Consider the following 25,578-nt stretch of genomic DNA (forward strand, 5'->3'; position numbering starts at 1 on the left):
ACGTTGATAGGTTGGGTGTGTAAGCGCTGTGAGGCGTTGAGCTAACCAATACTAATTGCCCGTGAGGCTTGACCATATAACACCCAAGCAATTTGCTTAAGAAGCGAGTTGCGGTGTATGAAGACGCACAAACCGAAAGTTTGCGGCTTACAAATACCGATATCACATACCTGATTTGCTGAAACGAGACCATCTGGTCACGAGTCAGTACCCGAATTTCTTGACGACCATAGAGCGTTGGAACCACCTGATCCCATCCCGAACTCAGTAGTGAAACGATGCATCGCCGATGGTAGTGTGGGGTTTCCCCATGTGAGAGTAGGTCATCGTCAAGATTAAATTCCGAAACCCCATTTGCGAAAGCAGATGGGGTTTTGTTTTTGCGCGGGAAAAAGACATTTTCGTTTCTATGCACCGCTGGTAGGCATGGCTATTATGCGTGCCTCATTGTCAGGCGATAACTAAATGCTGAGATTGCTCAGGCTTCTCGCTGATGGCGGATTCCATTCCGGGGAGGTCCTGGGGCGGGTTCTGGGTGTCAGTCGCAGTGCCGTCTGGAAGCAGCTGCAACTACTCGAGGGCGAGCTGGGTATCGAGATCCACAAGGTGCGTGGCCGAGGTTACAAACTCGCGCGCCCGGTCTCTTTGCTCGATGCTGAGCGTCTTGCACAGCGCCTTGATGTTCTGGGTTGGTCCGTTCGCGTCCTGGATAGTGTTGACTCTACCAACGCCGAGGCTGCGCGCCTTATCGGTCAGGGTAATGCCATGCCTGCGTTGGTGCTCGCCGAGCGGCAGACCGCAGGGCGGGGGCGGCGGGGTCGCACCTGGGTCAGCCCGTTCGCAGAAAATCTGTATTACAGCCTTGTGCTGCGTATCGATGGTGGTATGCAGCAGTTGGAGGGGCTGAGCCTGGTTGTAGGGCTCGCGGTCATGCACGCACTGCGCGATGCGGGTGTCTCCAAGGCCGGGCTGAAGTGGCCCAATGATGTGCTGGTAGAGGGTCGCAAGATTGCTGGCATTCTCTTGGAGTTGATGGGGGATCCCGCAGATGTCTGCCATTTGGTCATTGGTGTCGGCATCAATGTAAATATGCAGGCGACTGCAGAGGTCGATCAGGCCTGGACTTCCGCTAGCCTTGAGGTGGGTGGCCTGATTGAACGCAATGACCTGGTTGTCAGCCTCAGTGAGAAGCTGGAGAGATACCTTGCGCTGCATAGAGAGCAGGGCTTCGCTGCCATTCAGTCCGAGTGGGAGCAGAACCACTTGTGGCAGGGACGTGCCGTGAGCCTGCATGCCGGGTCCGGGGTAATTGAGGGGAAAGTCTTGGGTATCGATGCAGTGGGGGCGTTGCGCCTTGAGGTGGCGGGCGTGGAAGAGCGATTCAGTGGTGGTGAGCTCAGTCTGAGGCTGCGTGATGATTCTTGAACTCGATTGCGGCAATAGCTTCATCAAGTGGCGTGTTATCGAGGGTGCTGCGGTGCTGGCGGGCGGGGTTGCCGAGTCTGATACGGCGCTGCTTGCTCACCTGGGTGGGTTGTCTCGGCTCAATCTGAGTCGATGCCGACTGGTCAGCGTCCGTACCCACGAAGAAACCGAGCGGCTGATCCAGGTGCTGAAGGAGGCGTTTACCATTGATGTGGTCTGCGCTCTGCCGATGCAGATCCTGGCAGGCGTTGAGAACGGCTACGACGATTACGCAAGGCTGGGGCTGGACCGCTGGCTTGCGCTGGTCGGCGCCTTTAATCATGCCCGCAAGGCCTGTCTGGTGATCGATCTGGGCACGGCGGTGACTTCCGACTTCGTGGATGCCGAGGGGCGCCACCTCGGCGGCTTTATCTGCCCTGGCCTGCCGCTCATGCGCAACCAGCTGCGTACCCACACACGGCGCATTCGCTACGATGACGCGGCGGCTGAGCTGGCTCTGACGAGTCTCTCGCCCGGGCGCTCCACGGCTGAGGCGGTCGAGCGTGGCTGTTCGTTGATGTTGCGCGGCTTCGTCGCAACCCAGGCCGAGATCGCCCGAGAATATTGGGCTGATGATTTCGCTATTTTTATCACTGGCGGCGATGCTGGTCTGGTCGATGGTGTGCTGCCTGGTGCGCTGGTGGTGCCGGATCTTATCTTCATGGGGCTGGCCCTGGCCTGTCCGTTTTCCTGAGGTCTTTATGCGTTGGCTATTTCTGCTGCTGTTGATGCTGAACGGCTTTTATTACGTCTGGCAGCAGCAAGAGGCTCCGCTGCGAGCTAAAGAGATACTGCCGCTGTCGCTGGCTCGATCTGCTCAGCAAGATATTCATTTGCTCAGCGAATCGGATGTCGGGCGTGAGCAGGGCGCTGAGGCTGAGCAGAAATGCCTCTATCTCGGCGGCTTTACTCGCCAGGAGGATGTTCGGACTGTCGAGCAGCGGCTGATCAGTCTGGATATACAGACGCAATTCAAGGCTCTGCAGAGTGCGGGTACTGCGACTTATTGGCTGCGTGTAGGCCCGGAAAGTCGCCGTTTGGTGGATGACGTATTGATCCAGGGGCTGAGCAAAGACTTCCCGCAATTAAAAAACAAAATAATGTCGTGTGAAGGTGTTGCAACTGCAGATTAGTTTGCATAGAATGGCGCCCGCTTCGCAGTGCGGTATAAGTTGTAACAGGCAATGCGAAACAGTCAACAGATGTAACCTCATAATTTTTATGAGAAAAAGGTTGACAGAAGGGCAGTAAGCATTGAGAATGCTGCCTCGCTTAGGAGGGGTTCCCGAGCGGCCAAAGGGATCAGACTGTAAATCTGACGTCTACGACTTCGAAGGTTCGAATCCTTCCCCCTCCACCATATTCAAGCGTGAGCTGTAGGTTGTGCGGGTATAGTTTAGTGGTAGAACCTCAGCCTTCCAAGCTGATGATGCGGGTTCGATTCCCGCTACCCGCTCCAGATTACAGATTGTGCAAAAGTGTTTCGCTCTTGTAGCTCAGTTGGTAGAGCACACCCTTGGTAAGGGTGAGGTCAGCGGTTCGAATCCGCTCAAGAGCTCCATTATCAAAGGCAGATATGAAAATATCTGCCTTTGTTTTAGGCGGTCGATCCGAGTGTCGATCCTCTAGGTTTGGTGGGTTGTCTGGTGTTGCCGGAGTGGTAAATGCGGCAACCCGCTGAATAGATGTTGAAAAATTATTTTCAGGTCAGCATAATGGTCGGCCTGATTTTGCTTTTAGGTCAGTAGCTCAATTGGCAGAGCGACGGTCTCCAAAACCGTAGGTTGGGGGTTCGATTCCCTCCTGACCTGCCAGATTCACTCAGTGTTATCTGGCTTTCTTTTCACAGGATCTTCGTAGATGACTCCCAAAGCTGAAGCCCAAGACTCACGTTTTGACTTGCTGAAATGGCTGCTGGTGGTCGTTCTGGTTGCCGTAGGTGTAGTTGGTAACCAGTACTTCTCTGCGCAGCCGATCCTGTATCGCGTCCTCGTATTGCTTGTCATAGCTGCTGCTGCCGGCTTCATTGGTCTGCAGACTGGCAAGGGCAAGGCTTTCTTCGTTCTGGCGAAAGAAGCGCGCACCGAAATTCGTAAAGTCGTATGGCCCACCCGCCAGGAGACTACTCAGACCACTCTGATCGTAGTCGCTGTTGTGCTGGTGATGGCCTTGCTGTTGTGGGGGCTTGATTCCCTGCTCGGCTGGCTTGTTTCTTTGATTGTTGGCTAAGGGTGTCCCGTGGCTAAGCGTTGGTACGTAGTGCATGCTTATTCGGGTTACGAGAAGCATGTAATGCGCTCGTTGGTCGAGCGCGTGAAGCTGGCTGGCATGGAAGACGGCTTCGGTGAGATTCTGGTCCCTACCGAAGAAGTCGTTGAAATGCGCAACGGCCAAAAGCGTAAGAGCGAGCGGAAGTTTTTCCCTGGCTACGTGCTTGTCCAGATGGACATGAATGAAGGCACCTGGCACTTGGTGAAAGACACGCCTCGCGTCATGGGCTTCATCGGTGGTACTGCCGACAAGCCTGCGCCGATCACCGACAAAGAAGCTGAAGCCATTCTGCGTCGTGTTGCCGATGGTAGCGATAAGCCGAAGCCGAAGACTCTGTTCGAGCCGGGTGAGGTTGTTCGCGTCACAGATGGTCCGTTCGCTGATTTTAACGGCACTGTCGAAGAAGTTAACTACGAGAAGAGCCGCATTCAAGTTGCCGTGCTTATTTTCGGACGCTCTACTCCGGTAGAGCTTGAGTTCAGTCAGGTCGAAAAGGTCTAACTGAGCAAGAATCCCATACCCCGCAGCCCTGGCTGTGGGGTTTTTTCGTCACCGGGATAAACGTGCAAGTAACCGGGGAGCCTTAACTGGCGTTCGAACCCGTAATTGGAGTGCCTCATGGCCAAGAAGATTACCGCTTACATCAAGCTGCAAGTGAAGGCCGCTCAGGCTAACCCAAGCCCGCCAGTCGGTCCTGCTCTGGGTCAGCACGGCGTGAACATCATGGAATTCTGCAAGGCTTTCAACGCCCGTACTCAGGGTCTTGAGCCAGGTCTGCCGACTCCAGTGATCATCACTGTCTACAGCGACCGCAGCTTCACTTTTGAAACCAAAAGCACCCCGGCTTCGGTTCTGCTGAAAAAAGCAGCTGGCCTGACCAGCGGCTCGGCTCGTCCGAACACCGTTAAAGTCGGTACCGTGACCCGTGCTCAGCTGGAAGATATCGCGAAAGTTAAAAACGCGGATCTGACTGCTGCTGACATGGAAGCAGCCGTGCGTACCATCGCCGGTTCTGCTCGTTCCATGGGCCTCAACGTGGAGGGTGTGTAATGGCTAAGCTGACCAAACGTCAAAAGGCAATCGCCGGCAAAATCGAAGCAGGCAAGGCCTACAACTTCGTTGACGCTGCTGCACTGCTGACCGAACTGTCCACCGTTAAATTCAGCGAGTCCGTAGACGTTGCTGTAAACCTCGGTGTTGACCCGCGTAAATCTGACCAGGTTGTTCGTAGCGCTACTGTGCTGCCACACGGCACTGGCAAGACCGTTCGCGTTGCTGTGTTCACCCAGGGCCCAGCTGCTGAGGCCGCTCTGGCTGCCGGCGCTGATCGCGTTGGTATGGACGATCTGGCTGCCGAAATGAAAGCCGGTGACCTGAACTATGACGTCGTTATCGCATCCCCTGATGCAATGCGCGTTGTAGGTCAACTGGGTCAGGTTCTGGGTCCACGTGGCCTGATGCCTAACCCGAAAGTCGGCACTGTTACTCCTGACGTTGCTAACGCCGTCAAGAATGCCAAGGCTGGCCAGGTTCGTTATCGCACCGACAAAAACGGCATCATTCACACTTCCGTTGGCAAAGTCGGTTTCGACGCCGTCAAGCTGAAGGAAAACGTTGAAGCCCTGATCGCTGATCTGAAGCGTATCAAGCCAGCTTCCTCGAAAGGTATCTACGTCAAGCGCGTTACCCTGAGCACCACTATGGGCCCAGGTCTGGTCATCGACCAAGGCTCGCTGGACGCGTAACACAGAACGGTGCGCTTGATTGCGCACCGCTCGAAAGATTGGGGTCCCTGCCTGGCGGGGGCTATCCAAGACCGTAGGCGGCGCAAGCCTTAAACCTCAAGCCTACGCAGATGGTGCTCCCGGTTCCTTACCGAATCAGACACCAAAACGACATCCGGCTCCGGCCAGATGAAACGGTAACAAGCAGGAGTTAAACCCGTGGCAATTAAACTCGAAGACAAGAAGGCCATCGTCGCTGAAGTCAACGAGGCTGCCAAAGTCGCTCTGTCTGCTGTCGTGGCTGATGCCCGTGGCGTGACAGTAGGCGCGATGACCGGACTCCGTAAAGAGGCTCGTGAAGCTGGCGTTTACGTACGTGTCGTACGTAACACCCTGCTCAAGCGCGCCGTTGCTGACACTCAATACAGTGTCCTCAACGATGCGTTCACCGGCCCGACCTTGATCGCGTTCTCCAACGAACATCCAGGCGCTGCTGCCCGTTTGTTCAAAGAGTTCGCCAAAGGTCAGGACAAGTTCGAGATCAAGGCAGCTGCGTTCGAGGGCAAGTTCCTCGCAGCTAATCAGATCGACGTACTGGCAACCTTGCCGACCCGTGACGAAGCAATTTCCCAGCTGATGAGCGTGATTCAAGGCGCTACCAGCAAATTGGCTCGTACTCTGGCGGCAGTTCGCGAACAGAAAGAAGCTGCTGCAGCCTAAGGCCGCACACCTCTTCTCGCGTATTTTTGTTTATTTCGAAGGCCGCATAGGCCCTCACACAATTCAGGAATTAGAGTCATGTCTATCTCTCAAGACGATATCCTCAACGCCGTAGCTGAAATGTCTGTTCTGCAGGTTGTTGAGCTGATCAAAGCTTTCGAAGAAAAATTCGGCGTTTCCGCCGCTGCTGCTTCGGCAGGTCCTGCTGTAGCTGCTGCTGTTGTTGAAGAGCAAACCGAATTCAACGTCATGCTGGTTGAAGCTGGCGAGAAGAAAGTTAACGTGATCAAGGCAGTACGTGAACTGACCGGTCTGGGCCTGAAAGAAGCCAAGGCAGTCGTTGACGGCGCACCAGGCATCGTTCTGGAAGCTGTCGCCAAAGACGCAGCTGACAAGGCTAAAGCAGCCTTGGAAGAAGCAGGCGCTAAAGTCGAGCTGAAATAAGTATCGACTTTGCGTAACCAGCCGAAGCGGTAAGCGGAAGGCTGATGGCTGGTGGCTTTTGCCACCGGCCTTTTTCCGTTCTAGACAGCTGATCAGGTCAGTGTCTTTAACGTGCAGGAACCGCCAAAGAGGCGGCGCAAACCAAGGGGTTTGCACGATTTTCTGGCTGCTCCCGTCGGGAGAAGCCAAACAAGCAGGTGACCAAGCTGGGGAACGCTGATGGCTTACTCATATACTGAGAAAAAACGTATCCGCAAGGACTTTAGCAAGTTGCCGGACGTAATGGATGTGCCGTATCTCCTGGCCATCCAGCTGGATTCGTATCGCGAATTCCTGCAAGCGGGAGCGACCAAAGATCAGTTCCGCGACGTCGGTCTGCATGCAGCCTTCAAATCCGTTTTCCCGATCATCAGCTACTCCGGCAATGCTGCGCTGGAGTATGTAGGTTATCGCTTGGGCGAACCGGCATTTGATGTCAAAGAGTGCGTACTGCGCGGTGTGACTTACGCAGTACCTCTGCGGGTCAAGGTCCGTCTGATCATTTTCGACAAAGAATCGTCGAACAAAGCGATCAAGGACATCAAAGAGCAAGAAGTCTACATGGGTGAAATCCCCCTGATGACTGAAAACGGTACCTTCGTAATCAACGGTACCGAGCGCGTTATCGTCTCCCAGCTGCACCGTTCGCCTGGTGTGTTCTTCGACCACGACCGTGGCAAGACGCACAGCTCCGGCAAGCTGCTGTACTCCGCGCGCATCATTCCTTACCGCGGCTCGTGGCTGGACTTCGAATTCGATCCAAAGGACTGTGTATTCGTCCGTATCGACCGTCGTCGCAAGCTGCCGGCTTCTGTATTGCTGCGCGCGCTCGGCTATACCACTGAAGAAGTGCTTGATGCCTTCTACAGCACCAACGTATTCCACGTTAAGGGCGAGACCCTGAGCCTGGAGCTGGTGCCTCAGCGCCTGCGTGGTGAAATTGCCGTTCTGGATATCCAGGATGAAAACGGCAAGGTGATCGTTGAGCAAGGCCGTCGTATTACTGCGCGCCACATCAACCAGCTGGAAAAGGCTGGCATCAAAGAGCTGCAAGTGCCTCTGGACTACGTCCTGGGCCGCACTACGGCCAAGGTGATCGTGCACCCGGCTACCGGCGAAATCATTGCTGAGTGCAACACCGAGCTGAACACCGAGATCCTGGCCAAGATTGCCAAGGCTCAGGTCGTTCGCCTCGAAACGTTGTACACCAACGATATCGACTGCGGTCCGTTCGTCTCCGACACCCTGAAGATCGACTCCACCAGCAACCAACTGGAAGCGCTGGTCGAGATCTATCGCATGATGCGTCCTGGCGAGCCGCCAACCAAGGATGCTGCCGAGACCCTGTTCAACAACCTGTTCTTCAGTCCTGAGCGCTATGACCTGTCTGCGGTCGGCCGGATGAAGTTCAACCGTCGTATCGGTCGTACCGAGATCGAAGGTTCGGGCGTGTTGTGCAAGGAAGATATCGTTGCCGTCCTCAAGACGCTGGTCGATATCCGTAACGGCAAAGGCATCGTCGACGACATCGACCACTTGGGTAACCGTCGCGTTCGCTGCGTAGGCGAAATGGCTGAGAACCAGTTCCGTGTAGGTCTGGTCCGTGTCGAGCGTGCGGTCAAAGAACGTCTGTCGATGGCGGAAAGCGAAGGCCTGATGCCTCAGGACCTGATCAACGCCAAGCCAGTCGCTGCTGCGGTGAAAGAGTTCTTCGGTTCCAGCCAGCTGTCTCAGTTCATGGACCAGAACAACCCGCTGTCCGAGATCACCCACAAGCGTCGTGTCTCTGCACTCGGCCCTGGTGGTCTGACTCGCGAGCGCGCCGGCTTTGAAGTCCGCGACGTACACCCGACGCACTACGGTCGTGTCTGCCCGATCGAAACGCCGGAAGGTCCGAACATCGGTCTGATCAACTCCCTGGCGGCCTATGCGCGCACCAACCAGTACGGCTTCCTGGAAAGCCCGTACCGCGTGGTGAAGAACGCACTGGTCACCGACGAGATCGTCTTCCTGTCGGCTATTGAAGAAGCTGACCACGTCATCGCTCAGGCTTCGGCCACGATGAACGACAAGAAGGTGCTGATCGACGAGCTGGTAGCCGTACGTCACCTGAACGAGTTCACGGTCAAGGCACCTGACGACGTAACCCTGATGGACGTTTCGCCCAAGCAGGTAGTCTCGGTTGCAGCCTCGCTGATCCCGTTCCTTGAGCACGACGACGCCAACCGTGCGTTGATGGGTTCGAACATGCAGCGTCAAGCGGTCCCGACCCTGCGCGCTGACAAGCCGCTGGTCGGTACTGGTATGGAGCGCAACGTTGCGCGTGACTCCGGCGTTTGCGTCGTGGCTCGCCGTGGCGGTGTGATCGATTCCGTTGATGCCAGCCGTATCGTGGTTCGCGTTGCTGATGATGAAGTAGAGCCGGGCGAAGCAGGTGTAGATATCTACAACCTGACCAAGTACACCCGTTCGAACCAGAACACCTGCATTAACCAGCGTCCGCTGGTGAGCAAAGGTGATCGTATCCAGCGCAGCGACATCATGGCTGACGGTCCGTCGACCGATATGGGTGAGCTGGCTCTGGGCCAGAACATGCGCATCGCGTTCATGGCCTGGAACGGTTTCAACTTCGAAGACTCCATCTGCCTGTCCGAGCGTGTGGTTCAGGAAGATCGCTTCACCACGATCCACATTCAGGAACTGACCTGTGTGGCGCGTGATACCAAGCTTGGGCCTGAGGAAATCACTGCCGACATCCCGAACGTGGGTGAAGCGGCACTGAACAAACTGGACGAAGCCGGTATCGTTTACGTCGGTGCTGAAGTTGGCCCGGGCGACATTCTGGTCGGTAAGGTCACGCCAAAAGGCGAGACCCAACTGACGCCAGAAGAAAAACTGCTGCGCGCCATTTTCGGTGAGAAAGCCAGCGACGTTAAAGACACTTCCCTGCGCGTGCCAACTGGCACCAAAGGTACTGTCATCGACGTTCAGGTCTTCACCCGTGACGGCGTTGAGCGTGACGCTCGTGCACTGTCCATCGAGAAGTCCCAGCTGGACGAGATCCGCAAGGATCTGAACGAAGAGTTCCGTATCGTTGAAGGTGCGACCTTCGAGCGTCTGCGTTCCGCGCTGGTCGGTCGTATCGCCGAAGGTGGTGCTGGCCTGAAGAAAGGTCAGGACATCACCAACGAGATCCTCGACGGTCTGGAACATGGTCAGTGGTTCAAACTGCGCATGGCCGAAGACGCGCTGAACGAGCAACTCGAGAAAGCCCAGGCTTACATCGTTGATCGTCGCCGTCTGCTGGACGACAAGTTCGAAGACAAGAAACGCAAGCTGCAACAGGGCGATGACCTGGCACCGGGCGTTCTGAAAATCGTCAAGGTTTACCTGGCAATCCGTCGTCGCATCCAGCCGGGCGACAAGATGGCCGGTCGTCACGGTAACAAGGGTGTGGTCTCCGTGATCATGCCGGTTGAAGACATGCCGCACGACGCCAACGGTACGCCGGTCGATATCGTACTGAACCCGTTGGGCGTACCTTCGCGTATGAACGTTGGTCAGATCCTCGAGACTCACCTGGGCCTCGCGGCCAAGGGTCTGGGCGAGAAGATCAACCGCATGCTCGAAGAGCAGCGTAAAGTTGCTGACTTGCGCAAGTTCCTGACCGAGATCTACAACGAGATCGGCGGTCGTCAAGAGAACCTGGAAGACCTTAGCGATAAGGAAATCCTGGACCTGGCGAAGAACCTGCGTAACGGCGTGCCGATGGCGACTCCGGTGTTCGACGGCGCCAAGGAAAGCGAAATCAAGGCAATGCTCAAACTGGCTGACATGCCAGAGAGCGGCCAGATGCAGCTGTTCGATGGTCGTACCGGTAACAAGTTTGAGCGTCCGGTCACCGTTGGCTACATGTACATGCTGAAGCTGAACCACTTGGTGGACGACAAGATGCACGCGCGTTCCACTGGTTCTTACAGCCTGGTTACCCAGCAGCCGCTGGGTGGTAAGGCTCAGTTCGGTGGTCAGCGTTTCGGGGAGATGGAGGTGTGGGCGCTGGAAGCATATGGCGCGGCATACACCCTGCAAGAAATGCTCACAGTGAAGTCGGACGATGTGAACGGTCGTACCAAGATGTACAAAAACATCGTGGACGGCGATCACCGTATGGAGCCGGGCATGCCCGAGTCCTTCAACGTGTTGATCAAAGAAATTCGTTCCCTCGGCATCGATATCGATCTGGAAACCGAATAACACGTGACGCGAATGGAAGAGGGCGGTGACGCCCCCTTCCTGCTCCGCCAGGAGGAAAGGCCTTGAAAGACCTACTGAATTTGCTGAAAAACCAGGGTCAAGTCGAAGAGTTCGACGCCATCCGTATCGGATTGGCCTCGCCTGAGATGATCCGTTCGTGGTCGTTCGGTGAAGTTAAAAAGCCGGAAACCATCAACTACCGTACGTTCAAACCTGAGCGTGACGGCCTGTTCTGCGCCAAGATCTTTGGCCCGGTAAAGGATTACGAGTGCCTGTGCGGTAAGTACAAGCGCTTGAAACATCGTGGCGTGATCTGCGAGAAGTGCGGCGTTGAAGTTGCACTGGCCAAGGTTCGTCGCGAGCGCATGGCTCACATCGAGCTGGCTTCGCCTGTAGCCCACATCTGGTTCCTGAAATCGCTGCCGTCCCGTATCGGCTTGCTGATGGACATGACCCTGCGTGATATCGAACGCGTTCTCTACTTCGAGAGCTATGTCGTTATCGATCCGGGCATGACCACTCTGGAAAAAGGTCAGCTGCTCAACGACGAGCAGTACTTCGAAGCGCTGGAAGAGTTCGGCGATGACTTCGATGCCCGCATGGGTGCCGAGGCTGTCCGCGAGCTGTTGCACGCTATCGACCTGGAACACGAGATTGGCCGTCTGCGCGAAGAAATTCCGCAAACCAACTCCGAAACCAAGATCAAGAAGCTGTCCAAGCGCCTGAAGTTGATGGAAGCCTTCCAGGGGTCCGGCAACCTGCCTGAGTGGATGGTGTTGACCGTTCTGCCGGTTCTGCCGCCAGATCTGCGTCCACTGGTCCCTCTGGATGGCGGTCGCTTCGCGACTTCCGACCTCAACGACCTGTATCGTCGAGTGATCAACCGTAACAACCGCTTGAAGCGTCTGCTCGATCTGTCCGCTCCGGACATCATCGTGCGCAACGAAAAGCGTATGTTGCAGGAAGCCGTCGACGCACTGCTCGACAACGGTCGTCGTGGCCGCGCTATCACCGGTTCCAACAAGCGTCCTCTGAAATCCCTGGCTGACATGATCAAGGGTAAGCAAGGTCGTTTCCGTCAGAACTTGCTCGGTAAGCGCGTTGACTACTCCGGTCGTTCGGTAATTACCGTTGGTCCGACCCTGCGTCTGCACCAGTGCGGTCTGCCGAAGAAGATGGCCCTGGAACTGTTCAAGCCGTTCATTTTCGGCAAGCTGGAAATGCGTGGTCTCGCTACCACCATCAAAGCTGCCAAGAAGATGGTCGAGCGCGAGCTGCCAGAGGTTTGGGACGTTCTCGCTGAAGTGATTCGCGAACACCCAGTGCTTCTGAACCGTGCACCTACTCTTCACCGTCTGGGCATCCAGGCGTTTGAACCGGTGCTGATCGAAGGTAAGGCTATCCAGCTGCACCCTCTGGTCTGTGCTGCGTACAACGCCGACTTCGACGGCGACCAGATGGCTGTACACGTACCGCTGACGCTGGAAGCCCAGCTCGAAGCGCGTGCGCTGATGATGTCGACCAACAACATCCTGTCGCCAGCGAACGGTGAGCCGATCATCGTTCCTTCCCAGGACGTTGTATTGGGTCTGTACTACATGACCCGTGAAGCGATCAACGCCAAGGGCGAAGGTCGTGTGTTCGCGGATCTGCAGGAAGTTGACCGTGTATTCCGCGCCGGCGAAGCCGCGCTGCATGCCAAGGTCAAAGTGCGGATCAACGAAACCGTCAACGACCGTGACGGCGGCAGCGTGAGCGGCACCCGTATTGTCGACACTACCGTCGGCCGTGCGCTGCTGTATCAAGTTGTGCCAAAAGGTCTGTCGTACGACGTCGTCAACCAGCCGATGAAGAAAAAGGCGATCTCCAAGCTGATCAACCAGTGCTACCGCGTGGTTGGTCTGAAAGAGACCGTTATCTTCGCTGACCAGTTGATGTACACCGGTTTTGCCTACTCGACGATCTCGGGTGTTTCCATCGGCGTTAACGACTTCGTTATCCCGGATGAGAAAGCTCGCATCATCGACGCCGCTACCGAAGAAGTTAAAGAGATCGAAAGCCAGTACGCATCGGGCCTGGTTACCCAGGGCGAGAAGTACAACAAGGTGATCGACCTCTGGTCGAAGGCGAACGACGAAGTTTCCAAGGCAATGATGTCCAACCTCTCGAAAGAGAAAGTTGTCGATCGCCATGGCGACACCGTTGATCAAGAGTCCTTCAACTCGATGTACATGATGGCCGACTCGGGTGCGCGGGGTTCCGCAGCACAGATTCGCCAGCTGGCCGGTATGCGTGGTCTGATGGCTAAGCCGGACGGTTCCATCATCGAAACGCCGATTACTGCGAACTTCCGTGAAGGTCTGAGCGTACTCCAGTACTTCATCTCGACTCACGGTGCTCGTAAGGGTCTTGCGGATACCGCGTTGAAAACCGCGAACTCCGGTTACCTGACTCGTCGTCTGGTAGACGTGGCGCAAGACCTGGTTGTTACCGAGGTCGATTGCGGCACCGAGCACGGCCTGCTGATGACGCCGCACATTGAAGGCGGTGACGTTGTAGAGCCATTAGGTGAGCGCGTACTGGGTCGAGTAATCGCCCGTGACGTATTCAAGCCAGGCACCGAAGAAATCATCGTTCCTGCCGGCACGCTGGTAGACGAGAAGTGGGTTGAATTCATCGAGCTCAACAGCATCGACGAAGTGATCGTGCGTTCGCCGATCAGCTGCGAAACCCGCTACGGCATCTGCGCCAAGTGCTACGGCCGCGATCTGGCCCGTGGTCACCAGGTGAACATCGGTGAAGCTGTCGGCGTAATCGCTGCACAGTCCATCGGTGAGCCGGGTACCCAGCTGACCATGCGTACGTTCCACATCGGTGGTGCGGCAAGCCGGACCTCCGCTGCTGACAGCGTTCAGGTGAAGAATGGCGGTACCGTCCGTCTGCACAACCTGAAGCACGTAGAGCGTGTTGACGGTCACCTGGTTGCGGTGTCCCGTTCGGGCGAACTGGCAATTGCCGACGACTTCGGTCGTGAGCGCGAGCGCTACAAGCTGCCGTATGGTGCTGTGATTTCCGTGAAGGAAGGCGACAAGGTCGACGCTGGCTCCATCGTGGCCAAGTGGGACCCGCACACCCACCCGATCGTTACCGAAATGAAAGGTACCGTGACCTACGTGGGCATGGAAGAAGGCATCACGATCAAGCGTCAGACAGACGAATTGACCGGTATGACCAACATTGAAGTTCTGGACGCCAAAGACCGTCCTGCTGCCGGCAAGGACATCCGTCCAGCCGTCAAAATGGTGGGTCTGGATGGCAAGGATCTGCTGCTGCCAGGTACTGACGTACCGGCTCAGTACTTCCTGCCAGCCAACGCCCTGGTCGGTGTTGCGGATGGTGCGCAGATCGCGATCGGTGACGTTATCGCTCGTATTCCGCAGGAAACTTCGAAGACCCGTGACATCACCGGTGGTCTGCCGCGTGTTGCCGACCTGTTCGAAGCTCGTCGTCCGAAAGAGGCGTCGATCCTGGCAGAAGTCAGCGGTACCATCGCCTTCGGTAAAGAGACCAAGGGCAAGCGCCGTCTGGTCATTACGCCGAACGACGGTAGCGATCCGTACGAAGAGCTGATTCCGAAGTGGCGTCACCTGAACGTCTTCGAAGGCGAACAGGTTAACCGCGGTGAAGTTATTTCCGACGGCCCTAGCGATCCGCACGACATCCTGCGTCTGTTGGGTGTGAGCGCACTGGCCAAGTACATCGTCAACGAGATTCAGGACGTTTACCGCCTGCAAGGGGTAAAAATCAACGACAAGCACATCGAGACCATTCTGCGTCAGATGCTGCGTAAAGTTGAGATCTCCGAATCCGGCGACTCGAGTTTCATCAAGGGCGACCAGATGGAACTGACACATGTACTGGTAGAAAACGAGCGTCTGAGCGCGGATGATAAATTTATCTCCAAGTTCACTCGCGTACTGCTGGGTATCACCAAGGCATCGTTGTCGACCGAATCGTTCATCTCCGCGGCTTCCTTCCAGGAAACTACCCGCGTACTGACCGAAGCGGCCGTTACCGGCAAGCGTGACTACCTGCGCGGCTTGAAAGAAAACGTGGTCGTGGGTCGTCTGATCCCGGCTGGTACAGGTCTGGCCTATCACAGCGAGCGCAAGCGTCGCCGTGAAATCGACAAGCCGCTGCGCGTAAGCGCCAGCGAAGTCGAAGCCGCCCTGACCGAAGCGTTGAACTCGAGCGGTAATTGAGAATAGAGCCTCGCTCTTTTCCTCTCGGATCTGGTGGTTGATACCGCCAGATCCTTGAAGACAAGATCGGGGCTCTGTCTTGACTGGGGACAGGATCCTCTTTAGACTCTTGTACCCCTAAATTTGGCGGAACTCGCGTTCTGCCATTTTGCTTTTCTTGTAAGACAATAGCGTCGCAAGACAACAGTGGAGCTAGTAGATGGCAACTATCAACCAGCTGGTACGTCAGCCGCGTAAGCGTATCGTCGAGAAATCCGACGTGCCTGCGCTGCAGAACTGCCCGCAACGTCGTGGCGTATGCACTCGTGTGTATACCACCACGCCGAAAAAACCTAACTCGGCACTGCGTAAAGTATGCCGCGTGCGCCTGACCAACGGTTTCGAGGTTTCCTCGTACATCGGCGGTGAAGGCCACAACCTGCAAGAGCACAGCGTGGTACTGATCCGCGGCGGTCGTGTAAAAGACTTGCCAGGTGTTCGTTACCACACCGTTCGCGGCTCTCTGGATACCTCCGGCGTTAAAGGCCGTAACCAGGGTCGTTCGAAGTACGGTACCAAGAAGCCGAAGTAGTCTTCGGTTTCCTGTGACAAAAAGCAGATTTCTATTTTTCTGAGTCGATAAGAGTAAGGTCGGGCGCATCCTCAAGAGGGTGGTGGTCCCGAGCTAACCTGAAGACCGTTTGAGGGCTTATCCATGCCAAGAAGACGCGTAGCAGCCAAGCGCGAAGTGCTTGACGATCCAAAATACGGAAGCCAAATCCTGGCCAAGTTCATGAACCACGTAATGGAAAGCGGCAAGAAAGCCGTTGCCGAGCGTATCGTTTATGGCGCGCTGGACAAGGTTAAAGAACGCAAGAACAGCGACCCCCTGGAAATCTTCGAGAAAGCTCTCGACGCCATCGCTCCGCTGGTCGAAGTGAAGTCGCGCCGTGTAGGCGGTGCTACTTACCAGGTTCCGGTTGAAGTTCGTCCGTCCCGTCGTAATGCTCTGGCAATGCGTTGGCTGGTAGACTTCGCGCGCAAGCGCGGTGAGAAGTCTATGGCTCTGCGTTTGGCTGGCGAACTGTTGGACGCCGCCGAAGGTAAAGGTGCTGCGGTTAAGAAGCGTGAAGACGTGCACCGTATGGCTGAAGCCAACAAGGCTTTCTCGCACTACCGCTTCTAATTTCAGCGTCACTAATTTTGCGAGGGCTTTATGGCTCGTACTACTCCGATTAGCCGCTACCGTAACATCGGTATCGTTGCTCACGTGGATGCTGGTAAAACCACCACCACCGAGCGCGTCCTTTTTTACACTGGCGTAAACCACAAGATGGGCGAGGTGCATGATGGCGCCGCGACCATGGACTGGATGGTGCAGGAGCAAGAGCGTGGTATCACTATCACCTCCGCTGCGACTACCGCTTTCTGGTCGGGTTCTGTAAAGCAGCACAAAGACAGCTACCGCTTCAACATCATCGATACCCCTGGCCACGTTGACTTCACCATTGAAGTAGAACGTTCGCTGCGCGTACTCGACGGTGCTGTCGTAGTGTTCTGCGGTACTTCGGGCGTTGAGCCTCAGTCGGAAACCGTATGGCGTCAAGCCAACAAATACGGCGTTCCACGTCTTGTTTACGTAAACAAGATGGACCGTGCTGGTGCCAACTTCCTGCGCGTGATCGGTCAGATCAAGCAGCGTCTGGGTCACACTCCGGTGCCAATCCAGTTGGCTATCGGTTCGGAAGACAATTTCCAGGGTCAGATCGATCTGATGACCATGGAAGCTGTTTACTGGGACGACGCTGACAAAGGTATGGCTCCACGTCGCGAAGCTATCCCTGCTGAACTGCAGGAACTGGCTGACGAGTGGCGCAGCAACATGGTTGAGGCGGCTGCCGAAGCCAACGAAGAGCTGATGAACAAGTATCTCGAAGGTGAAGAACTCACCAACGAGGAAATCAAGGCCGCTCTGCGTCAGCGTACTATCGCTGGCGAAATCGTCCTGGCTGTTTGCGGTTCTTCCTTCAAGAACAAGGGTGTTCCCCTGGTTCTCGACGCCGTTATCGATTACCTGCCGGCCCCGGTCGACATTCCTGCCATCAAGGGTTCCGACCCGGATGACGAGACTGTTGAAATGGAGCGTCATGCAGACGACTCAGAACCGTTCTCGGCTCTGGCGTTCAAGATCGCTACCGACCCATTCGTGGGTACTCTGACCTTCGCTCGCGTTTACTCGGGCGTGTTGAGCTCCGGCGACGGCGTGATCAACTCGGTCAAAGGCAAGAAAGAGCGCGTGGGTCGTATGGTGCAAATGCACGCCAACACCCGTGAAGAGATCAAGGAAGTACGCGCTGGCGACATCGCGGCCCTGATCGGCATGAAGGACGTCACCACTGGTGATACCCTCTGCTCGCTTGAAAAACCAATCATCCTGGTTCGCATGGACTTCCCGGAGCCGGTTATTTCGGTTGCCGTAGAGCCTAAGACCAAGGACGACCAGGAAAAAATGGGTATCGCTCTGGGCAAACTTGCTCAGGAAGACCCGTCTTTCCGCGTCAAGACTGATGAAGAGACTGGTCAAACGATCATCTCTGGCATGGGCGAGTTGCACCTGGACATCCTGGTTGACCGGATGCGCCGTGAGTTCAACGTCGAAGCCAACATCGGTAAACCACAAGTTTCCTATCGTGAGAAGATCACGAAGGCTTGTGAGATCGAAGGCAAGTTCGTTCGCCAGTCCGGCGGTCGTGGCCAGTTCGGCCATTGCTGGATCCGTTTTGCTCCTGCTGACGAAGGTCAGGAAGGTCTGCAATTCGTGAACGAAGTAGTAGGTGGTGTGGTTCCTAAGGAATACATCCCGGCTATCCAGAAGGGTATCGAAGAACAGATGAAAAACGGCGTTGTTGCCGGTTATCCTCTGATCGGCCTGAAGGCTACCGTTTTCGATGGTTCTTACCACGACGTCGACTCCAACGAGATGGCGTTTAAGGTGGCAGCCTCCATGGCGACCAAGCAACTGGCTACCAAAGGTGGCGGTGTTGTACTTGAGCCGATCATGAAGGTTGAAGTTGTTACACCTGAGGACTACATGGGTGACGTGATGGGTGACCTGAACCGTCGTCGTGGTCTGATCCAGGGTATGGAAGATACGGTTTCTGGCAAAGTGATTCGCGCCGAAGTGCCGTTGGGTGAGATGTTCGGTTATGCGACCGACGTTCGCTCCATGTCCCAGGGTCGCGCGAGCTACTCCATGGAATTCTCCAAATACTCCGAAGCTCCGTCGAACGTCGTCGAAGCTATCGTTAAAAAACAAGGCTGATTCAGCCCTCACTTTAGGCTAGGAGTTCACTGTCGTGGCTAAAGAAAAATTTGAACGTAACAAACCGCACGTCAACGTTGGCACTATCGGTCACGTTGACCACGGTAAAACCACTCTGACCGCTGCTCTGACTCGTGTCTGCTCCGAAGTTTTCGGTTCGGCTAAAGTCGACTTCGACAAAATCGACAGCGCACCAGAAGAAAAAGCTCGCGGTATCACCATCAACACCGCTCACGTTGAATACGATTCGGCCGAGCGTCACTACGCTCACGTTGACTGCCCAGGTCACGCCGACTACGTAAAAAACATGATCACCGGTGCTGCCCAGATGGACGGCGCGATCCTGGTTTGCTCGGCCGCCGATGGTCCGATGCCACAAACCCGTGAGCACATCCTGCTGTCCCGTCAGGTTGGCGTTCCGTACATCGTTGTCTTCCTGAACAAGGCTGACATGGTTGACGACGCTGAGCTGCTGGAACTGGTTGAAATGGAAGTGCGCGATCTGCTGAGCACTTACGACTTCCCAGGCGACGATACCCCGATCATCATCGGTTCGGCTCTGATGGCTCTGAACGGCCAAGACGACAACGAAATGGGTACCACCGCAGTCAAGAAGCTGGTTGAGACTCTGGACAGCTACATCCCGCAACCAGAGCGCGCAATCGACAAGCCGTTCCTGATGCCAATCGAAGACGTGTTCTCGATCTCGGGTCGCGGTACTGTTGTTACCGGTCGTGTTGAGCGCGGTATCATCAAGATCCAGGAAGAAGTAGAAATCGTAGGTCTGCGTGACACTACCAAAACTACTTGCACTGGCGTTGAGATGTTCCGCAAGCTGCTGGACGAAGGCCGTGCTGGTGAGAACTGCGGCGTTCTGCTGCGTGGCACCAAGCGTGACGACGTTGAGCGTGGCCAGGTTCTGGTCAAGCCAGGCACCGTCAAGCCGCACACTCAGTTCGAAGCTGAAATCTACGTTCTGAGCAAAGAAGAAGGCGGTCGTCACACTCCTTTCTTCAAAGGCTACCGTCCACAGTTCTACTTCCGTACTACCGACGTAACTGGTAGCTGCGAACTGCCGGAAGGCGTAGAAATGGTTATGCCAGGTGATAACGTTAAAGTTTCCGTTACCCTGATCAAGCCAATCGCAATGGAAGATGGTCTGCGTTTCGCAATCCGTGAAGGCGGTCGTACCGTCGGCGCTGGCGTCGTAGCCAAAATCATCGCGTAAGCGTTGATTCAAAAAAGAAGCCCCCGCCTAGCGGGGGCTTTTTTATTGGGTTGACACCCTTAAAGCCGGTCTATAGAATTGCGCCTCCTTTAAACGGGCGTATTGCGCTCGGTGGGAACAGCAATCTGGAGTCTGAATCCAATGCAAAACCAGCAAATCCGTATCAGGTTGAAGGCTTTTGACCATCGCCTGATCGACCAATCCACCCAGGAAATCGTGGAAACCGCGAAACGTACTGGTGCTCAGGTGCGTGGTCCAATTCCACTGCCGACCCGTAAAGAGCGGTTCACCGTTCTGGTTTCTCCGCACGTCAACAAAGACGCGCGCGACCAGTACGAGATCCGCACTCATAAGCGCGTTCTGGACATCGTCCAGCCAACGGATAAAACCGTTGATGCTCTTATGAAGCTTGATCTTGCGGCCGGCGTGGAAGTGCAGATCAGCCTCGGCTAAGACTTGGGTCTTAGTCGTGTAACGCTCTGAAATGGGCGGCCATAGCGGGTGAAAGCCCCGTACACTCATGAGGTTTACAACATGACTATTGGTGTAGTCGGTCGTAAATGCGGTATGACCCGTATTTTCACCGAAGAAGGTGTCTCCATTCCGGTTACGGTCATTGAGATCGAGCCGAATCGCGTCACTCAGTTCAAAACCGAAGAAACCGATGGCTATCGTGCAGTGCAAGTCACTGTCGGTGAGCGTCGTGCTTCGCGTGTTACAGCTGCTCAGGCTGGCCACTTCGCTAAGGCGAACGTAGCTGCCGGTCGCACCGTAATGGAATTCCGCCTTGAAGAAGGCGATTACCAAGCGGGCGACCTGATCAGCACTGAAATCTTCGCCGCTGGTCAACTGGTTGATGTAACCGGTCAGTCCAAAGGTAAGGGTTTCCAGGGCACGATCAAGCGCTGGAATTTCCGCGGGCAAGATAATACCCACGGTAACTCCCTGTCCCACCGCGTCCCAGGCTCTATCGGCCAGTGCCAGACTCCTGGTCGTGTATTCAAGGGCAAAAAAATGTCCGGTCATATGGGCGCTGAGCGCGTGACCGTGCAGTCCCTGGAAGTAGTGCGCGTGGACGCTGAACGCAATCTGTTGTTGGTCAAGGGTGCCGTTCCAGGCGCTACTGGCGGCAATCTGGTTGTACGTCCAGCAGCCAAGGCTCGCGGTTAAGGGGAAGCTGACATGCAATTAAATGTAAATGACGCTCAAGCAATCGAAGTTTCCGAACTGACATTTGGCGGCGAATTCAACGAGACGCTGGTTCACCAGGCAGTCGTGGCCTACATGGCTGGCGGTCGTCAGGGTAGCAAGCAGCAAAAGACCCGTTCCGACGTTTCCGGTGGCGGTAAGCGCCCATGGCGTCAGAAGGGTACTGGCCGTGCTCGTGCCGGTACTATCCGTAGCCCAATCTGGCGTGGCGGCGGTACCACTTTCGCAGCTCGTCCACAGGACCACTCTCAGAAGCTCAACAAGAAGATGTATCGCGCAGCTCTGCGCTCCATCCTTGCTGAACTGGTTCGTACTGATCGTCTGGTCGTGGTTCAGGATTTCGCCGTTGAATCGCCGAAAACCAAAGACCTGCTGGGCAAGTTGAACAACATGAGCCTGACCGACGTTCTGATCGTGTCCGACTCCGTTGACCAGAATCTGTACCTGGCTGCTCGTAACCTGCCGCACGTAGATGTACGTGACGTTCAAGGTTCCGATCCAGTTAGTCTGATCGCATACGACAAAGTGTTGATCACTGTGTCGGCCGTGAAGAAATTCGAGGAGCTGCTGGGATGAACCAGGAACGCGTATTTAAAGTTCTGCTTGGCCCGCACGTTTCCGAGAAGGCTACGGTTCTGGCAGACAAGAAAGGCCAGTTCGTTTTCAAGGTTGCAACTGACGCAACCAAGCTGGAAATCAAGAAGGCCGTCGAAAGCCTGTTCAGCGTGAAAGTTGAGCGTGTTACTACCCTGAATGTTCTGGGTAAGAGCAAGCGCACTGCTCGCGGTCTGGGCAAGCGTAATGACTGGAAGAAGGCAGTTATCTCCCTTCAGCCAGGCCAAGATCTCGATTTCAGCAGCAGTGCTGAGTAAGGAAGGGGTGCATCATGGCAATCGTTAAATGCAAACCGACTTCCCCTGGCCGCCGTTTTGTGGTCAAGGTGGTCAACCAGGAGCTGCATAAAGGCGCTCCTCACGCACCGCTGCTCGAGAAGAAATCGAAGTCTGGTGGTCGTAACAACAATGGCCGTATTACTACCCGTCATATCGGTGGTGGTCATAAGCAGCATTATCGTCTGGTCGACTTCCGTCGCAACGACAAGGATGGCATCGCTGCCACCGTCGAGCGTATCGAATACGATCCAAACCGTACTGCTCACATCGCACTGCTGCTGTACGCAGACGGCGAGCGTCGTTACATCATCGCGCCTAAAGGCGTGAGTGCTGGCGACCAGCTGATCGCAGGCGCTCTGGCTCCAATCAAGCCAGGCAACGCTCTGCAACTGCGCAACATCCCAGTGGGTTCTACCATTCACGGCATCGAACTGAAGCCAGGTAAAGGTGCACAGATCGCTCGTTCCGCTGGTGCTTCGGCTCAGCTGATCGCTCGTGAAGGTGTCTACGTTACCCTGCGTCTTCGCTCCGGTGAAATGCGTAAAGTTCTGGCTGAATGCCGTGCAACGCTGGGCGAAGTCTCGAACTCCGAGCACAGCCTGCGTTCGCTGGGTAAAGCTGGTGCCAAACGCTGGCGTGGCGTTCGCCCAACCGTTCGTGGTGTTGCCATGAACCCGGTTGACCACCCACATGGTGGTGGTGAAGGTCGTACCTCTGGTGGTCGTCATCCGGTATCGCCGTGGGGCTTCCCGACTAAGGGCGCGAAGACTCGTGGTAATAAGCGTACCGACAAAATGATCGTCCGTCGTCGCAAGTAAATAGAGGGATACGACAGTGCCACGTTCTCTGAAAAAAGGTCCTTTTATCGATCTTCACCTACTGAAGAAGATCGAAGTGGCGGCGGAAAAGAACGATCGCAAACCGGTGAAAACCTGGTCGCGTCGTTCGATGATCCTGCCACAAATGGTCGGTCTGACCATCGCAGTACACAACGGTCGTCAACACGTCCCCGTTCTCGTGAACGAAGACATGGTCGGCCACAAACTGGGCGAGTTTGCCGGTACCCGCACATATCGTGGGCACGTGGCTGACAAGAAAGCCAAGCGTTAAGGGGTTAGGAAATGGAAGTAGCCGCTAAGTTGTCGGGCGCTCGAATCTCCGCCCAGAAAGCCCGCTTGGTCGCCGACCAGATCCGCGGGAAGAAGGTGGGCGAAGCGCTCAACCTGTTGGCTTTCAGCAGTAAGAAAGCCGCCGAGATCCTGAAAAAAGTGCTGGAGTCGGCCGTAGCCAACGCCGAGCATAACGAAGGCGCAGACGTTGATGACCTCAAGGTCAGCACCGTTTTCGTCAACGAAGGGCGTTCGCTGAAGCGCATCATGCCACGTGCCAAAGGCCGTGCTGATCGCATCGTCAAGCGGTCTTGCCATATCACTGTCAAGGTTGCTGACAAGTAACGGAGTCGAAGAGATGGGTCAGAAAGTACATCCCATTGGCATTCGCCTGGGAATCGTCAAGGAGCACACCTCCGTCTGGTACGCAGACGGTCGGACTTATGCGGACTATTTGTTCGCTGATCTGAAGGTGCGTGAGTATCTCCAAGACAAACTAAAAAGCGCGTCCGTCAGCCGTATCGATATCCATCGTCCGGCTCAGACAGCACGTATCACCATCCACACCGCTCGCCCAGGTATCGTTATCGGGAAGAAAGGTGAAGATGTTGAGAAACTGCGTCAGGACCTGACCAAGCAAATGGGTGTGCCTGTGCACATCAATATCGAAGAGATCCGCAAGCCGGAACTCGACGGTATGCTGGTTGCGCAGAGCGTAGCTCAGCAGCTGGAGCGTCGTGTAATGTTCCGTCGCGCCATGAAGCGCGCTGTACAGAACGCCATGCGCATTGGTGCCAAAGGCATCAAAATCCAAGTGAGCGGTCGTCTCGGCGGTGCTGAAATCGCACGTACTGAATGGTATCGCGAAGGTCGTGTGCCATTGCACACCCTGCGTGCCGACATCGACTATGCCAACTACGAAGCTCACACCACTTATGGTGTGATCGGTGTAAAGGTTTGGATCTTCAAAGGCGAAGTAATTGGTGGTCGCCAAGAAGAACTGAAACCACAAGCACCAGCGCCTCGTAAAAAAGCTGCTAAGTAAGGGGTACGCCAAATGTTGCAACCTAAGCGTACGAAGTTCCGCAAGCAAATGACCGGTCACAACCGTGGCCTGGCACTGCGCGGTAGCAAAGTCAGCTTCGGCGAATTCGCTCTGAAGTCTGTTGCTCGTGGTCGTCTCACCGCTCGTCAGATCGAGTCAGCGCGTCGTGCTCTGACCCGTCACGTAAAACGTGGCGGCAAGATCTGGATCCGTGTATTCCCGGACAAGCCGATCTCCAAAAAACCTCTCGAGGTTCGTATGGGTAAAGGTAAGGGTAACGTGGAATATTGGGTTGCCCAGATTCAGCCAGGTAAAGTCCTGTATGAAATCGAGGGTGTTACTGAAGAGTTGGCGCGTGAGGCTTTCGCCCTGGCTGCTGCAAAGCTGCCACTCGCCACCGCTTTTGTTAAACGGACGGTGATGTGATGAAAGCGAATGAACTTCGTGAAAAATCAGCACAGCAGCTGAACGAGCAACTGCTCGGCTTGCTGCGCGACCAGTTCAATCTGCGTATGCAGAAAGCAACTGGCCAGTTGGGGCAGTCTCACCTGCTCTCGCAAGTTAAGCGTGACATCGCTCGCGTGAAGACTGTGCTCAACCAGCAGGCAGGTAAGTAATCATGGCTGAAGCCGAAAAAACCGTCCGTACGCTGACTGGCCGTGTTGTCAGCGACAAGATGGACAAGACCATCACCGTTCTGATTGAGCGTCGCGTTAAGCACCCAATCTACGGTAAATACGTTAAGCGTTCGACGAAGCTGCACGCGCACGACGAAACCAATCAGTGCCACATCGGCGACAAGGTCACGATCCGTGAAACCCGTCCGCTGGCCAAGACCAAGTCTTGGGCACTGGTTGATATCCTCGAACGTGCCGTGGAAGTCTAAGGACTAGGGGTCGGAGAAATTATATGATTCAGACTCAATCCATGCTCGATGTGGCCGATAACAGCGGCGCTCGCCGCGTTATGTGCATCAAGGTGCTGGGTGGCTCCCATCGTCGTTACGCTGGTATCGGTGACATCATCAAAGTTACCGTCAAGGAAGCAATTCCTCGCGGTAAGGTGAAAAAAGGCCAAGTGATGACTGCTGTTGTAGTCCGCACTCGCCATGGCGTCCGTCGTGCTGACGGCTCCATCATCCGCTTTGATGGCAACGCTGCTGTTCTTCTGAACAACAAGCAAGAGCCGATCGGCACCCGTATCTTTGGGCCAGTGACCCGTGAACTTCGTACTGAGAAGTTCATGAAGATCGTCTCGCTCGCCCCAGAAGTGCTGTAAGGAGATCCGACATGCAAAAGATTCGTCGTGACGACGAGATCATCGTGATCGCCGGCAAAGACAAAGGTAAGCGCGGTAAGGTGCTCAAGGTTCTCGCTAACAACCGTCTGGTTATTAGCGGTCTGAACCTGGTTAAGCGTCATACCAAGCCAAACCCTATGTCGGGCGTGCAGGGCGGTATCGTCGAAAAAGAAGCTCCACTGGACGCTTCTAACGTCGCCATTTTCAACGGCGAAACCAACAAGGCTGACCGCGTTGGTTTCAAAGTAGAAGACGGCAAAAAAATTCGTGTCTTCAAGTCGACCCAAAAAGCGGTTGATGCTTGAACACTGCTAGG

28 protein-coding genes, 4 tRNA genes and 2 rRNA genes are annotated in these 25,578 nt (G+C 55.4%); all 34 read left to right on the forward strand.

Features of this window, described 5'->3' with window-relative positions:
* A 23S ribosomal RNA gene (locus M2401_RS16645) occupies nucleotides 1-76 on the forward strand; the annotation flags it as partial.
* Nucleotides 77-219: 143 nt separating this feature from the next.
* Nucleotides 220-335, forward strand: a 5S ribosomal RNA gene (rrf, locus tag M2401_RS16650).
* Nucleotides 336-465: 130 nt separating this feature from the next.
* The gene (gene birA / locus M2401_RS16655) at nucleotides 466-1,425 is read left to right on the forward strand and encodes a bifunctional biotin--[acetyl-CoA-carboxylase] ligase/biotin operon repressor BirA (RefSeq protein WP_259104489.1); all 960 of its coding nucleotides are present in this window, start codon (nucleotides 466-468) and stop codon (nucleotides 1,423-1,425) included.
* Nucleotides 1,415-2,158 (forward strand): pantothenate kinase, encoded by a 744-nt coding sequence (locus M2401_RS16660; RefSeq protein WP_259104492.1) that lies wholly within the window; start codon nucleotides 1,415-1,417, stop codon nucleotides 2,156-2,158. The genes birA and M2401_RS16660 overlap by 11 nt, the downstream gene beginning before the upstream one ends.
* A 7-nt stretch (nucleotides 2,159-2,165) precedes the next feature.
* Nucleotides 2,166-2,597 (forward strand): hypothetical protein, encoded by a 432-nt coding sequence (locus M2401_RS16665; RefSeq protein ID WP_259104493.1) that lies wholly within the window; start codon nucleotides 2,166-2,168, stop codon nucleotides 2,595-2,597.
* Nucleotides 2,598-2,739: 142 nt separating this feature from the next.
* Nucleotides 2,740-2,824: transfer RNA gene (locus M2401_RS16670), tRNA-Tyr, on the forward strand.
* Nucleotides 2,825-2,849: 25 nt separating this feature from the next.
* A tRNA-Gly gene (locus M2401_RS16675) sits at nucleotides 2,850-2,923 on the forward strand.
* A 26-nt stretch (nucleotides 2,924-2,949) separates the two neighbouring features.
* Nucleotides 2,950-3,025: transfer RNA gene (locus tag M2401_RS16680), tRNA-Thr, on the forward strand.
* 177 nt (nucleotides 3,026-3,202) lie between these two features.
* Nucleotides 3,203-3,278, forward strand: a tRNA-Trp gene (locus M2401_RS16685).
* A 46-nt stretch (nucleotides 3,279-3,324) separates the two neighbouring features.
* A complete protein-coding gene (gene secE / locus M2401_RS16690; RefSeq protein ID WP_259104495.1) occupies nucleotides 3,325-3,693 on the forward strand; it encodes a preprotein translocase subunit SecE in 369 nt (122 codons plus the stop codon).
* A 9-nt stretch (nucleotides 3,694-3,702) separates the two neighbouring features.
* Nucleotides 3,703-4,236: a transcription termination/antitermination protein NusG gene (gene nusG / locus M2401_RS16695; protein WP_003186097.1), complete on the forward strand. Its 534-nt coding sequence runs from the start codon at nucleotides 3,703-3,705 to the stop codon at nucleotides 4,234-4,236.
* A gap of 117 nt (nucleotides 4,237-4,353) precedes the next feature.
* Nucleotides 4,354-4,785 carry a 50S ribosomal protein L11 gene (rplK, locus tag M2401_RS16700; RefSeq protein WP_062384456.1) on the forward strand — a complete coding sequence of 144 codons (432 nt, stop codon included), beginning with the start codon at nucleotides 4,354-4,356 and terminating at the stop codon, nucleotides 4,783-4,785.
* On the forward strand, nucleotides 4,785-5,480 hold the full coding sequence (gene rplA / locus M2401_RS16705) for a 50S ribosomal protein L1 (protein ID WP_099227161.1): 696 nt from the start codon (nucleotides 4,785-4,787) through the stop codon (nucleotides 5,478-5,480). Before rplK ends, rplA begins: the two co-directional genes overlap by 1 nt.
* Before the next feature lie 198 nt (nucleotides 5,481-5,678).
* The gene (gene rplJ, locus M2401_RS16710; RefSeq protein ID WP_259104497.1) at nucleotides 5,679-6,179 is read left to right on the forward strand and encodes a 50S ribosomal protein L10; all 501 of its coding nucleotides are present in this window, start codon (nucleotides 5,679-5,681) and stop codon (nucleotides 6,177-6,179) included.
* Between the two features lie 78 nt (nucleotides 6,180-6,257).
* The gene (rplL, locus tag M2401_RS16715) at nucleotides 6,258-6,623 is read left to right on the forward strand and encodes a 50S ribosomal protein L7/L12 (protein WP_259104498.1); all 366 of its coding nucleotides are present in this window, start codon (nucleotides 6,258-6,260) and stop codon (nucleotides 6,621-6,623) included.
* A 219-nt stretch (nucleotides 6,624-6,842) separates the two neighbouring features.
* Nucleotides 6,843-10,916: a DNA-directed RNA polymerase subunit beta gene (rpoB, locus tag M2401_RS16720; RefSeq protein WP_259104499.1), complete on the forward strand. Its 4,074-nt coding sequence runs from the start codon at nucleotides 6,843-6,845 to the stop codon at nucleotides 10,914-10,916.
* 62 nt (nucleotides 10,917-10,978) lie between these two features.
* Nucleotides 10,979-15,178 carry a DNA-directed RNA polymerase subunit beta' gene (gene rpoC / locus M2401_RS16725; protein ID WP_259104500.1) on the forward strand — a complete coding sequence of 1,400 codons (4,200 nt, stop codon included), beginning with the start codon at nucleotides 10,979-10,981 and terminating at the stop codon, nucleotides 15,176-15,178.
* Nucleotides 15,179-15,377: 199 nt separating this feature from the next.
* Entirely contained in the window at nucleotides 15,378-15,749 is a 372-nt protein-coding gene (gene rpsL / locus M2401_RS16730) for a 30S ribosomal protein S12 (protein WP_002555494.1), read from the forward strand.
* 123 nt (nucleotides 15,750-15,872) lie between these two features.
* Nucleotides 15,873-16,343 carry a 30S ribosomal protein S7 gene (gene rpsG / locus M2401_RS16735; protein WP_010490886.1) on the forward strand — a complete coding sequence of 157 codons (471 nt, stop codon included), beginning with the start codon at nucleotides 15,873-15,875 and terminating at the stop codon, nucleotides 16,341-16,343.
* Nucleotides 16,344-16,373: 30 nt separating this feature from the next.
* Nucleotides 16,374-18,479, forward strand: coding sequence for an elongation factor G (gene fusA, locus M2401_RS16740; RefSeq protein WP_259104505.1), 2,106 nt, complete (start codon nucleotides 16,374-16,376; stop codon nucleotides 18,477-18,479).
* Nucleotides 18,480-18,513: 34 nt separating this feature from the next.
* Entirely contained in the window at nucleotides 18,514-19,707 is a 1,194-nt protein-coding gene (gene tuf, locus M2401_RS16745; protein WP_259104506.1) for an elongation factor Tu, read from the forward strand.
* Between the two features lie 141 nt (nucleotides 19,708-19,848).
* Nucleotides 19,849-20,160, forward strand: a complete 312-nt coding sequence (gene rpsJ, locus M2401_RS16750) for a 30S ribosomal protein S10 (RefSeq protein ID WP_003186070.1) — start codon at nucleotides 19,849-19,851, stop codon at nucleotides 20,158-20,160.
* Nucleotides 20,161-20,241: 81 nt separating this feature from the next.
* The gene (gene rplC, locus M2401_RS16755; protein WP_259104507.1) at nucleotides 20,242-20,877 is read left to right on the forward strand and encodes a 50S ribosomal protein L3; all 636 of its coding nucleotides are present in this window, start codon (nucleotides 20,242-20,244) and stop codon (nucleotides 20,875-20,877) included.
* Between the two features lie 12 nt (nucleotides 20,878-20,889).
* Nucleotides 20,890-21,492 (forward strand): 50S ribosomal protein L4, encoded by a 603-nt coding sequence (gene rplD, locus M2401_RS16760; protein WP_259104508.1) that lies wholly within the window; start codon nucleotides 20,890-20,892, stop codon nucleotides 21,490-21,492.
* The gene (rplW, locus tag M2401_RS16765; RefSeq protein WP_002555488.1) at nucleotides 21,489-21,788 is read left to right on the forward strand and encodes a 50S ribosomal protein L23; all 300 of its coding nucleotides are present in this window, start codon (nucleotides 21,489-21,491) and stop codon (nucleotides 21,786-21,788) included. Before rplD ends, rplW begins: the two co-directional genes overlap by 4 nt.
* A gap of 14 nt (nucleotides 21,789-21,802) precedes the next feature.
* On the forward strand, nucleotides 21,803-22,627 hold the full coding sequence (rplB, locus tag M2401_RS16770; protein WP_259104511.1) for a 50S ribosomal protein L2: 825 nt from the start codon (nucleotides 21,803-21,805) through the stop codon (nucleotides 22,625-22,627).
* A gap of 16 nt (nucleotides 22,628-22,643) precedes the next feature.
* Nucleotides 22,644-22,919, forward strand: coding sequence for a 30S ribosomal protein S19 (gene rpsS / locus M2401_RS16775; protein WP_002555486.1), 276 nt, complete (start codon nucleotides 22,644-22,646; stop codon nucleotides 22,917-22,919).
* Nucleotides 22,920-22,930: 11 nt separating this feature from the next.
* The gene (rplV, locus tag M2401_RS16780; protein ID WP_002555485.1) at nucleotides 22,931-23,263 is read left to right on the forward strand and encodes a 50S ribosomal protein L22; all 333 of its coding nucleotides are present in this window, start codon (nucleotides 22,931-22,933) and stop codon (nucleotides 23,261-23,263) included.
* Between the two features lie 13 nt (nucleotides 23,264-23,276).
* Nucleotides 23,277-23,963 (forward strand): 30S ribosomal protein S3, encoded by a 687-nt coding sequence (gene rpsC, locus M2401_RS16785; protein ID WP_003176422.1) that lies wholly within the window; start codon nucleotides 23,277-23,279, stop codon nucleotides 23,961-23,963.
* A 12-nt stretch (nucleotides 23,964-23,975) separates the two neighbouring features.
* Nucleotides 23,976-24,389: a 50S ribosomal protein L16 gene (gene rplP / locus M2401_RS16790; RefSeq protein ID WP_025215754.1), complete on the forward strand. Its 414-nt coding sequence runs from the start codon at nucleotides 23,976-23,978 to the stop codon at nucleotides 24,387-24,389.
* Nucleotides 24,389-24,580, forward strand: coding sequence for a 50S ribosomal protein L29 (gene rpmC, locus M2401_RS16795; protein ID WP_002555481.1), 192 nt, complete (start codon nucleotides 24,389-24,391; stop codon nucleotides 24,578-24,580). The genes rplP and rpmC overlap by 1 nt, the downstream gene beginning before the upstream one ends.
* Before the next feature lie 2 nt (nucleotides 24,581-24,582).
* Entirely contained in the window at nucleotides 24,583-24,849 is a 267-nt protein-coding gene (gene rpsQ, locus M2401_RS16800; RefSeq protein WP_003444370.1) for a 30S ribosomal protein S17, read from the forward strand.
* 23 nt (nucleotides 24,850-24,872) lie between these two features.
* Entirely contained in the window at nucleotides 24,873-25,241 is a 369-nt protein-coding gene (rplN, locus tag M2401_RS16805) for a 50S ribosomal protein L14 (RefSeq protein ID WP_002555479.1), read from the forward strand.
* A gap of 11 nt (nucleotides 25,242-25,252) precedes the next feature.
* Nucleotides 25,253-25,567 (forward strand): 50S ribosomal protein L24, encoded by a 315-nt coding sequence (gene rplX / locus M2401_RS16810; RefSeq protein WP_008081905.1) that lies wholly within the window; start codon nucleotides 25,253-25,255, stop codon nucleotides 25,565-25,567.
* Nucleotides 25,568-25,578 lie beyond the last annotated feature (11 nt).

It is taken from the genome of Pseudomonas sp. JUb42 (genome assembly GCF_024807945.1).
GTDB lineage: Bacteria > Pseudomonadota > Gammaproteobacteria > Pseudomonadales > Pseudomonadaceae > Aquipseudomonas.

Excerpts from the sequence above, each read along its gene's own strand:
- rplB (WP_259104511.1), top strand. The coding sequence starts at position 21,803 with ATGGCAATCGTTAAATGCAAACCGACTTCCCCTGGCCGCCGTTTTGTG.
- rpsQ (WP_003444370.1), top strand. The coding sequence starts at position 24,583 with ATGGCTGAAGCCGAAAAAACCGTCCGTACGCTGACTGGCCGTGTTGTC.
- rplP (WP_025215754.1), top strand. The coding sequence starts at position 23,976 with ATGTTGCAACCTAAGCGTACGAAGTTCCGCAAGCAAATGACCGGTCAC.
- M2401_RS16660 (WP_259104492.1), top strand. The coding sequence starts at position 1,415 with ATGATTCTTGAACTCGATTGCGGCAATAGCTTCATCAAGTGGCGTGTT.
- rpsC (WP_003176422.1), top strand. The coding sequence starts at position 23,277 with ATGGGTCAGAAAGTACATCCCATTGGCATTCGCCTGGGAATCGTCAAG.
- rplV (WP_002555485.1), top strand. The coding sequence starts at position 22,931 with ATGGAAGTAGCCGCTAAGTTGTCGGGCGCTCGAATCTCCGCCCAGAAA.
- rplL (WP_259104498.1), top strand. The coding sequence starts at position 6,258 with ATGTCTATCTCTCAAGACGATATCCTCAACGCCGTAGCTGAAATGTCT.
- rplW (WP_002555488.1), top strand. The coding sequence starts at position 21,489 with ATGAACCAGGAACGCGTATTTAAAGTTCTGCTTGGCCCGCACGTTTCC.
- rplD (WP_259104508.1), top strand. The coding sequence starts at position 20,890 with ATGCAATTAAATGTAAATGACGCTCAAGCAATCGAAGTTTCCGAACTG.
- rplX (WP_008081905.1), top strand. The coding sequence starts at position 25,253 with ATGCAAAAGATTCGTCGTGACGACGAGATCATCGTGATCGCCGGCAAA.
- rplA (WP_099227161.1), top strand. The coding sequence starts at position 4,785 with ATGGCTAAGCTGACCAAACGTCAAAAGGCAATCGCCGGCAAAATCGAA.
- M2401_RS16665 (WP_259104493.1), top strand. The coding sequence starts at position 2,166 with ATGCGTTGGCTATTTCTGCTGCTGTTGATGCTGAACGGCTTTTATTAC.
- rpmC (WP_002555481.1), top strand. The coding sequence starts at position 24,389 with ATGAAAGCGAATGAACTTCGTGAAAAATCAGCACAGCAGCTGAACGAG.
- rplC (WP_259104507.1), top strand. The coding sequence starts at position 20,242 with ATGACTATTGGTGTAGTCGGTCGTAAATGCGGTATGACCCGTATTTTC.
- secE (WP_259104495.1), top strand. The coding sequence starts at position 3,325 with ATGACTCCCAAAGCTGAAGCCCAAGACTCACGTTTTGACTTGCTGAAA.
- rplK (WP_062384456.1), top strand. The coding sequence starts at position 4,354 with ATGGCCAAGAAGATTACCGCTTACATCAAGCTGCAAGTGAAGGCCGCT.
- rpsL (WP_002555494.1), top strand. The coding sequence starts at position 15,378 with ATGGCAACTATCAACCAGCTGGTACGTCAGCCGCGTAAGCGTATCGTC.
- rpsG (WP_010490886.1), top strand. The coding sequence starts at position 15,873 with ATGCCAAGAAGACGCGTAGCAGCCAAGCGCGAAGTGCTTGACGATCCA.
- rpsJ (WP_003186070.1), top strand. The coding sequence starts at position 19,849 with ATGCAAAACCAGCAAATCCGTATCAGGTTGAAGGCTTTTGACCATCGC.
- fusA (WP_259104505.1), top strand. The coding sequence starts at position 16,374 with ATGGCTCGTACTACTCCGATTAGCCGCTACCGTAACATCGGTATCGTT.
- rpoB (WP_259104499.1), top strand. The coding sequence starts at position 6,843 with ATGGCTTACTCATATACTGAGAAAAAACGTATCCGCAAGGACTTTAGC.
- birA (WP_259104489.1), top strand. The coding sequence starts at position 466 with ATGCTGAGATTGCTCAGGCTTCTCGCTGATGGCGGATTCCATTCCGGG.
- rplN (WP_002555479.1), top strand. The coding sequence starts at position 24,873 with ATGATTCAGACTCAATCCATGCTCGATGTGGCCGATAACAGCGGCGCT.